Consider the following 8,082-nt stretch of genomic DNA (forward strand, 5'->3'; position numbering starts at 1 on the left):
AATACTGAATTATCTAAAAGTAAATATGGACCCAGTTAGATTCAACTCAGAGACTGTAGCAAGAATTGCAACAGGAATGAAAGGCATATACGCCATCTATGATGCCGAATTTCCTCAAGGATCTGCATATGTAGGAATGTCTGAATCATGTATTAAAACAAGACTGACGGCTCACTTAAATCCCAACAATAGGAATGGGAGCAAGACTATCCATATGCTTGTAGAACACAATCATGATTTATGGTTTTCTTACGAAGAAAATGATAATGCTCGTTTTACAGAAGCAGAAGAAATTTTTAAGTTCCAGAAGCCACCAGCCAATAGAAGATATGAGTGGAAGCCGCTGAGAGACGAATGGGGAAGTCTATAAGTTTTTGACTGAGAATTGTCAATTGCACTCGGATTTTTGTTTGTGGCTTACTCTAAGTTTTCTTGATAAGGAGTTTTCTAATGGCAATCGATCTAGATTTATTCTCTGGTAATAATTACCGCTCGACGATTCAGAGGTATTGCAATCAACTAGGATGGAGCATTAGCGACATCAACGATCGCCGTACCATCATGAACTTTACAATGAATTCTGGTACTAAGCTGTTGTGCATTTAAACCACTAACTAGGGTCTTCCGGGTGCGTCATCCGCGAACACGCTCCGCTTAAACGGGAAACACTTCGGACGCCCGGCACCATACAATCTGTTTTAAATGTTCAACAGCTTATCACAGTTTAAATGCGCGACAGCTTAGTGGGTTTCTGACAAACCCTTTAAGAATTAAACTTTGGGTGGATTCATCCCCCAAAGTTTGTCCTTGAGAATCCCCGCATACCATTGACCGGGGAGTGTCAATAAATATTTACAATTATCTAGGATAGCCGAAACAAGCGGGAAATGTCCATTAGCCGAAACCGCTACGGATACTTTTCTCTAAAAATTTGCCCGAGCCTAGTTGACATATCTCCCTGTTTGTTGCCTAATAGTTAAGTGCTTATTGCAAATAATTTTTATTAACTTCATGAAAAACTCCTTGTCTAGAGCCTTACTGTTCGCGCGATCGGTCAAACCTCTATCCAAACATCTCTCCTGCTCTTGAGAGGCTTTGAATTCTCCCCCAACGCTAGCCAAGGAGGCTGGGAGGTTAGGTCTAGCGTTGATTGTCTAGAGCTAGTATCTCCATCTCTGTCTGTCTAACAAGCTACCTGCACAAAGATATAAGTTCTGAGTTACTCCCATCGGCAGGATACGGATCAGCACGGATACACGGATGAAAAATCTGTGTGTTTTAGCAAACACAAGTGACAAATAACACTCATGCCAACATCACTACTGGTGCGTCCCGATAATTTTTTACTGGAAATCGATCGCCTTTTTATCTTTGTTACATAAGGGCGATCGGCAGTTTCCTTTCTTCAAGATTTAGGTCTTCACTGCTCCGAACGAGTAGTGCGGCGTGCAGAGCAAGGAACAATCTCGACGATTTTCTTCTTCGAGAATACATACCTCGAATTAATCTGGATCGAAGACGAAAAAGCAGCCCAACAGCATACAGCACGAACGGGGATCGACGTTTTAGCAAGGGCGCGTTGGCCGCAAACAGGAGCATCTCCCTTTGGAATTGGTTTGCGCTCTTTACCCGAGATGACAACTCAGATTCCGGGATCGAGAAAACACTGGGCAGAGTGGATGCAGCCAGATACGTTTATTAGGTTTTCGCCGCAGAATATCGCGAATGCGGCAGAGCCTATATGCTTGGCTATTCCTAACGATATTGCTCTGACAACTTGGCTCGATCGCTCTTGTGAAAGGCATCAGCAGTTAATTACCGATCCGCTGGGGGTAAAAAAGCTAACTAGTGTCAAAATCGCAGTCGATCGCGATCGAGAACTGAGTGAAGCTGTTTCTCTGCTCGATCGCAATGATGTTGTCGCGATCGATCGCGACACCTCTCCACTGCTGGAATTAACCTTTGACGGCGGTAATCGAGGGAAAATACTCGATGCGCGACCAATACTGCCCCTTCGACTGAGATATTGACCCTTTGGCGATCGGTCATTGGTCATCGACTGCTGACTAATGACTCATGACTACTTGACAATAATAATTATTTGAGGTATACGTATTGATGAAAGAATCTCTCAACCTATTCTTCTACAAAACCCACTTTCCCCGATCGCAATAAGCTGGCGTACTCTCAAGACATTGTTTTTTCCCAGCCAGTCCTCAGTCCCCAGTCCCATGATTAACCCAAAAAGCTTAAAGAAATTCGGATTGCTTGGCAGCTTGTTGTACGTATCGCAGTTTATCCCGATCGCGTGTTTGTACGAAGCTTTGTCCGTATTCATGCGCCAGCGTGGGGCTTCATTAGAAGCGATCGGCTATCAGGGAGTGTTGATAATATTTCTATTGCCATTGCTTTGGTTAGTATCGCGATCGTTGCCAGAGAATTCGATCGGAGGAGACGCACTCAGCTAACTTCAGAAATCGAGTAACGAGTTTTGAATAAAACCTTCCTACTTAGAACATCTCGAAAAAATCCGACTCCACTTCCATCTCTCACGACAAATTTAGATATACATCAACTAATTAAAAAGATCGATGAACCTACCTTCAGGCCCAAAAGCTCCCATCTGGCTGCAATATCTTAAAATCTCCACAAATCCTATTGGCTACATGGAGGATTTCGCAAAACGCTACGGTGAAAATTTCACCATCACGTTTGGGACTACTCCCGTATTATTTGTCAGCAATCCCCAAGCGATCGAGCAAATTTTTACCAATACAAAACAAATTCCAGCTTCTGGAGAATTGAACGAAGATATGGCCCTAATTACGGGGAACCAAGGAATACTCCAACTCGACGGTTTGCGCCACAAACATCGACGCAAGCTGATAATGCCTGCCTTTCACGGTGCGAGATTGCGTTCTTACGGACAGAGAATCTGCGATTTGACAGAAAAAATTATCGGTCAAAATCCGACTGGCAAAGTCTTTTTAGCATACCCATCCATAGAAAAGATTACTTTAGAAATAAGCATTCAAGTAGTCTTGGGTTTACGTGAGGGAAAACGATACGAACGACTCAAGCAATTGCTTCCGGCAATGCTAAAATTGATGCGGAGCAACCCAATTCAGATATGCAATATTTTCCCCTTCCTGCAACGAGATTTAGGACAGTGGAGTCCTTGGGGAAGACTTCTTTACTTCCGCCAGGAAGTTTACCAGCTAATTGAAGAGGAAATCAAAGAACGCCGCCAGCAAGCAGATATCTCAGGTGCCGATATTTTATCCGATCTCATGTCCGCGAAGGATGAAACGGGAGAAGCGATCGACAATGAAGAGTTGCGCGATTTAGTTATCTCGCCTTTGTTAGCTGCTCAAGATGCTTCCGCGATCGCGATCGCTTGGGCCTTATACTGGATTCACAGTTTGCCGACAGTCCGCGATCGACTATTAGCAGAACTTGATACTATTGGCAACTCGCAAGATCCCGCGAGCATCGTCGGACTACCCTACCTCAGTGCAGTCTGTAACGAAGCTTTGCGAATTTACCCAACTCAATTATTCACTTTTCCACGAATCGTAGAATCACCAATTGAGTTAATGGGTTATCAATTAGAACCCGGTACGCTGCTAAGAGTTAATATTTGTGCGACTCATCAGCGCGAGGACTTATACCCAGAACCTAACAAATTTAAGCCAGAGCGTTTTTTAGAGAGAACATTTTCTGCTTATGAATTTCTGCCCTTTGGCGGAGGCACTCGTAGCTGTATCGGTGCAGCTTTAGCCTTATTTGAAATGAAGCTAATATTGGCAACTATGCTTTCCCGCTATCATTTAGAATTAGCCGATCGACAACCGGAACGACCTAAATTTGAAGGTCTGCTCTGTTATCCTGCTAGTGGCGTGAAAATGGTGATGAAAAATCAGCGTCAGCAGAGCGATCGCAGCACGCAGTATCTAGCTCAGAAAAGCTAGATACTGCACGGTAGTCCCCAATTCGCTCTTCCCTAGCCCCCTTCTTATAAATTACTATGAAACTACCTTCAGGTCCGAAAATTCCCACATGGTTAGTGAATCTTAAATTTGCAGCCGATCCCCTTGGCTACATGGATAGCGTTAGCAAACGTTATGGCGACATTTTCACCATCATGTTTGGTTCTACGCCGGTAGTTTTCGTTAGCAATCCACAGGGAATTAAGCAGATTTTTACCCAGACAAAAGAGATCACCGCTCCGGGTGAGTTAAACGAAGATGTGGCTCCACTGGTGGGTAATAACGGATTGTTATTGCTCGATGGCTTGCGCCACAAAAATCGACGCCAGATTTTGATGCCTCCCATGCACGGTACTCGAATCAAAACTTATGGGAAACTCATTTGTGATCTCACAGAAACGTTAATGAGTCAGCAGACTGTTGGCAAGCCTTTTTTGGCTTACCCTACGATGCAGGTTATAACTTTGGATGTGATTTTACAGGTTTTATTGGGATTGCGTGAAGGCGATCGTTACGAAAAATTGAGGAAGTTGCTGCCAAGACTGATGAGTTTTGCCCGGTCTTCATTGTTAGAAACTTGCTTATCTTTTCCCTCTTTGCAACTTGATTTGGGGAGATGGAGTCCTTGGGGATATTTTAGCGATCTTATGCGACAATTTGACGAATTGGTATTAGCAGAAATTAGCGATCGCCGAAAGCAAGCAAATTCCTCTGGGACTGATGTTCTTTCGGAGTTTATATCGGCTTGTGATGAAACGGGTAAGCCTTTGACAGATCGAGAGTTGCGTGATTTGTTTCCTTCACTTATTTTTGGTGGTCGAGATGCTTCTGCAACGGCAATAACTTGGGCGTTGTATTCAATTCACAAGCATCCTGCTGTCCTCGCTCGACTGCTTGAAGAACTTGATGGCCTCGGTGAGAAGCCAGATCCTATGAGTATTGTTGCACTCCCTTATCTTACGGCTGTCTGCAATGAGTGTATGCGGATTTATCCAACTCAAGTGATCACATTTTCCAGGATGGTTGAATCACCAATTGAAGTAATGGGCTATGAATTAAATCCAGGTATCATACTAAGAGGATGTGTTTATTTGACTCATCAACGCGAGGATTTATACCCAGAGCCCAAGCAATTTAAACCAGAGCGTTTTCTGGAAAAACAATTCTCAAATTATGAATTTCTGCCTTTTGGTGGCGGTACTCGTCGCTGTCCCGGCGAGGCTCTAGCTTTATTTGAAATGAAGCTAATATTGGCAACGATTCTTTCAAACTATAAACTAGGGCTAGTTGACAAACGATCGGAACGACCAAAGCCTCAAGGTGTTAACTTTCCTCCTGCTAGTGGTTTAAAGATGGTGATGCTGGGTCAGCGTCAGCGTCAAGAGCAATATTCCTCCACAACGCTGGCCAGATCGTAGCACCTTGTTACTCAATTCACCACTCTATAGCAATCCTAAATGATTTGCTTGCATTATACGCGAGCTTTCTGGCTCGCACTGCAAGGATTCTGGTCTCGCTCGATTTTGCGACTGATGCGAGGATTGCTATATCAAAATTCACCACTCTATCAAACCCCAGATTACATTTATAATGACTTCACAACAGAAAACCAAAGCTACAGATGAAATTCTGCAAGGCAATCTGATTCCACTAATGTTGAAATTATCGGTTCCCGGTATTCTAGGAATGTTACTAATTGGATTGAACACTTTCCTCGATCCTTTCTTTGCAGGGCAACTGATTAGTGAAAGTGCTTTAGCAGGCATATCCCTCGCACTACCGTTGACGACGATTGTAATTGGATGTGCCTTGTTAGTTGGCGTAGGTTCTGCTTCGGTTCTCAGTCGCGCTATTGGTGCGGGAGATACCAAAACTCAGTCTAAGATATTTGGCACTTTTATAGTGCTTAGTTTGATTATCTCTTTTTTCATAACTATTTTAGGTTACGTTTTTGGCGATCGACTAATCTCTTTCATGGGAGGAGAAGGTGAAGTTGCCTTATTAGGAGCGGATTATTTTAAGACTTATATGTTGGGATCGGTATTTCTTGTCCTAGCGGTAGGTTCTAGCCAGTTAATCAAATCAGAAGGTAAAATCATTTTAGCGACTGTATTCTCTGGTATTTACGTTCTAATTGATACCGTTTTAAATCCGATATTTGTTGCATTTTTTCACTGGGGGATTCGAGGAATAGCTTTGGCAACAGTTGTTTCCTCAATGGTTTATGCGGTCATAAATATTACCTATTTTATTTCTGGTAAAAGTTCTACTCCGGTTCAAATTAAAAAGTTAACTTTGTCAGCAGATTTACTGTCACCAATACTATCGGTTGGTATGTCAGTGCTAATCATGGAGTTAATGACTATAGTTCAACAGGTTGTGATTTTTAAATCGATCGCCTACTATGGAACCAATACCGATATTGCTTTTGCTGGCGCAACGTTGAACTTGTATTCTTTGGCAATAACTCCTGTTTTTGGTTTTGTATATGCTTTACAGCCACTAATCGGTATAAATTATGGAGCGGGAAATCTTCAAAGAATGAAGAAAGGCTACTTAATTTTTGGCATTGGCGGTACTGTTCTGTTAAGCATACTCTGGTTGCCCCTACAATTATTTCCGGAAGCTTTTCTGGGCTTGTTGCTGCCGAAGGTTGCTTTCACGGCTAACGATATACTAAACTTTCGCATTGTCATTATAATGCTACCCCTACTGTCTTTTATATTTTGTGGCATTACGTTGTTCCAATCAATAGGCAACGGTAAAATTGCGGGAATAATAGTTGTGGCAAGACAAGTATTTCTGTTTATACCAGTAGTGTTAATATTGCCGCTATTCATAGGAATAAATGGGATTTATTATAGCTTAACTGCTGTGGATATTTTAATTTTCCTAATTGTCGCTTTATTTAGTTGGAGGGAATTGGAGCGACTCCCACTTCAAATCTCAGCAAAATAAGTTGGTGAATTTAAATCGTTGATGGCGTTGCTGAAATGAGGTATGATATCAATTCCGGCTGCACCGGAATTGATATGATGGCTCGATCGAGTGAAAGATCGAGAAAATAATGAACATTAAATCAGAATCAATGGAATGTCCGGTTTTGCTGAATTGAGGTATGATGTCATGTCCGGTCGGTTGACCGCGATACGATCGACAGTTAATTAACATCAACGCCCGACAAATCAGAGATTTCGTTGTCATGCTCTTGCGTTGACGGGAGAGCGAGCGGCCCTCCTTGAGCTGTCATCTGTCTTCCCCCTTGGAGACTCCCACTGTACCTGTACCCAGGTCAGTGGTGAGAGGAAAAGGGGGGCAAGGTTTATGCTGCATACGAATAACCATCCTTTCTGTGAACAAGTGAACAATATTTGTGACTAATTCCTGACACCAATTCCGAGGCGGAAATATTGAATGAACCACTGGTTCTTACGGCAACACGTCCAATGTATATACCAACTTTTTTGCCAGAAGTCACAACCGCCTTGACAATATCTCCCGTTTGAAAACCTTTAACAAACTTAAACCGGGGAACATAGCGAGATGGGAAACCGAATTTATCGGTACGACACATTTGACGTGTCCCGTGTCCAGTCGCTTTGATTAACAACGGCTTGTTTGTCAAAACTTTTAACGACTCAACCTTTCCGACACAAGCCGCATCTAACCAATGAGTTTTTGTTAGATTTAGTCGAGTGCGGTTGAACTTAGTTAACCCACCGCTGCCAGTGAAAACAGGCAAATTAGTTGTGCGGAGTTGGTTGAATAGCGCCCAGCGAGTAGAGTTAACTGTTGCTGCATCTTTCAAAGGACGTTTTGCTTGAGATAGAATTCGTTTCAAAACCTCTGGTTTTTTAGAGAGGAATTGCTCAATATTTTGAGTTCCTTTCTTGATATTGCACTTTTCGCAGGCAAGGCAAAGATTAGAAATGCGATTAGATCCGCCTTTGGCTTTGGGATGAATATGTTCGACTTGCAATGGTGTGTCAGTAACACCACAGTAAGCGCACTTTCTATCCCATTTGTTAGGGTCGAACGGGGTATCGCTACCCCGAACTCCCATGCAAAACCGGACGTGATAGTTTCCCGTCAT

At 42.9% G+C, this 8,082-nt stretch carries 7 protein-coding genes and 1 pseudogene; 7 read left to right on the forward strand and 1 reads right to left on the reverse strand.

Annotation, left to right across the window (positions count from 1 at the left end; all coding sequences use genetic code 11):
• Positions 1-25 precede the first annotated feature (25 nt).
• From QUA56_RS25750 to QUA56_RS25780, 7 genes and pseudogenes are all read left to right on the forward strand, one after another.
• Positions 26-370 carry a hypothetical protein gene (locus tag QUA56_RS25750; RefSeq protein WP_333363500.1) on the forward strand — a complete coding sequence of 115 codons (345 nt, stop codon included), beginning with the start codon at positions 26-28 and terminating at the stop codon, positions 368-370.
• Between the two features lie 80 nt (positions 371-450).
• Complete coding sequence (locus tag QUA56_RS25755) at positions 451-606, forward strand: hypothetical protein (protein ID WP_333363502.1); 156 nt, start codon at positions 451-453, stop codon at positions 604-606.
• A 797-nt stretch (positions 607-1,403) separates the two neighbouring features.
• A pseudogene (locus QUA56_RS25760) lies at positions 1,404-2,030 on the forward strand (VOC family protein); the annotation flags it as partial.
• 201 nt (positions 2,031-2,231) lie between these two features.
• Complete coding sequence (locus QUA56_RS25765) at positions 2,232-2,468, forward strand: hypothetical protein (RefSeq protein ID WP_333363507.1); 237 nt, start codon at positions 2,232-2,234, stop codon at positions 2,466-2,468.
• A gap of 123 nt (positions 2,469-2,591) precedes the next feature.
• A complete protein-coding gene (locus tag QUA56_RS25770) occupies positions 2,592-3,971 on the forward strand; it encodes a cytochrome P450 (protein WP_333363509.1) in 1,380 nt (459 codons plus the stop codon).
• A gap of 56 nt (positions 3,972-4,027) precedes the next feature.
• Complete coding sequence (locus QUA56_RS25775) at positions 4,028-5,407, forward strand: cytochrome P450 (protein ID WP_333363511.1); 1,380 nt, start codon at positions 4,028-4,030, stop codon at positions 5,405-5,407.
• Between the two features lie 172 nt (positions 5,408-5,579).
• Positions 5,580-6,947 (forward strand): MATE family efflux transporter, encoded by a 1,368-nt coding sequence (locus QUA56_RS25780; protein ID WP_333363514.1) that lies wholly within the window; start codon positions 5,580-5,582, stop codon positions 6,945-6,947.
• 364 nt (positions 6,948-7,311) lie between these two features.
• Here the strand turns inward: QUA56_RS25780 and QUA56_RS25785 are convergent.
• The coding region (locus QUA56_RS25785; RefSeq protein ID WP_333363517.1) for an HNH endonuclease at positions 7,312-8,082 on the reverse strand (771 nt) is incomplete at its 5' end.

The organism is Microcoleus sp. N3A4, assembly GCF_036701805.1.
Taxonomy (GTDB): domain Bacteria; phylum Cyanobacteriota; class Cyanobacteriia; order Cyanobacteriales; family Microcoleaceae; genus Microcoleus.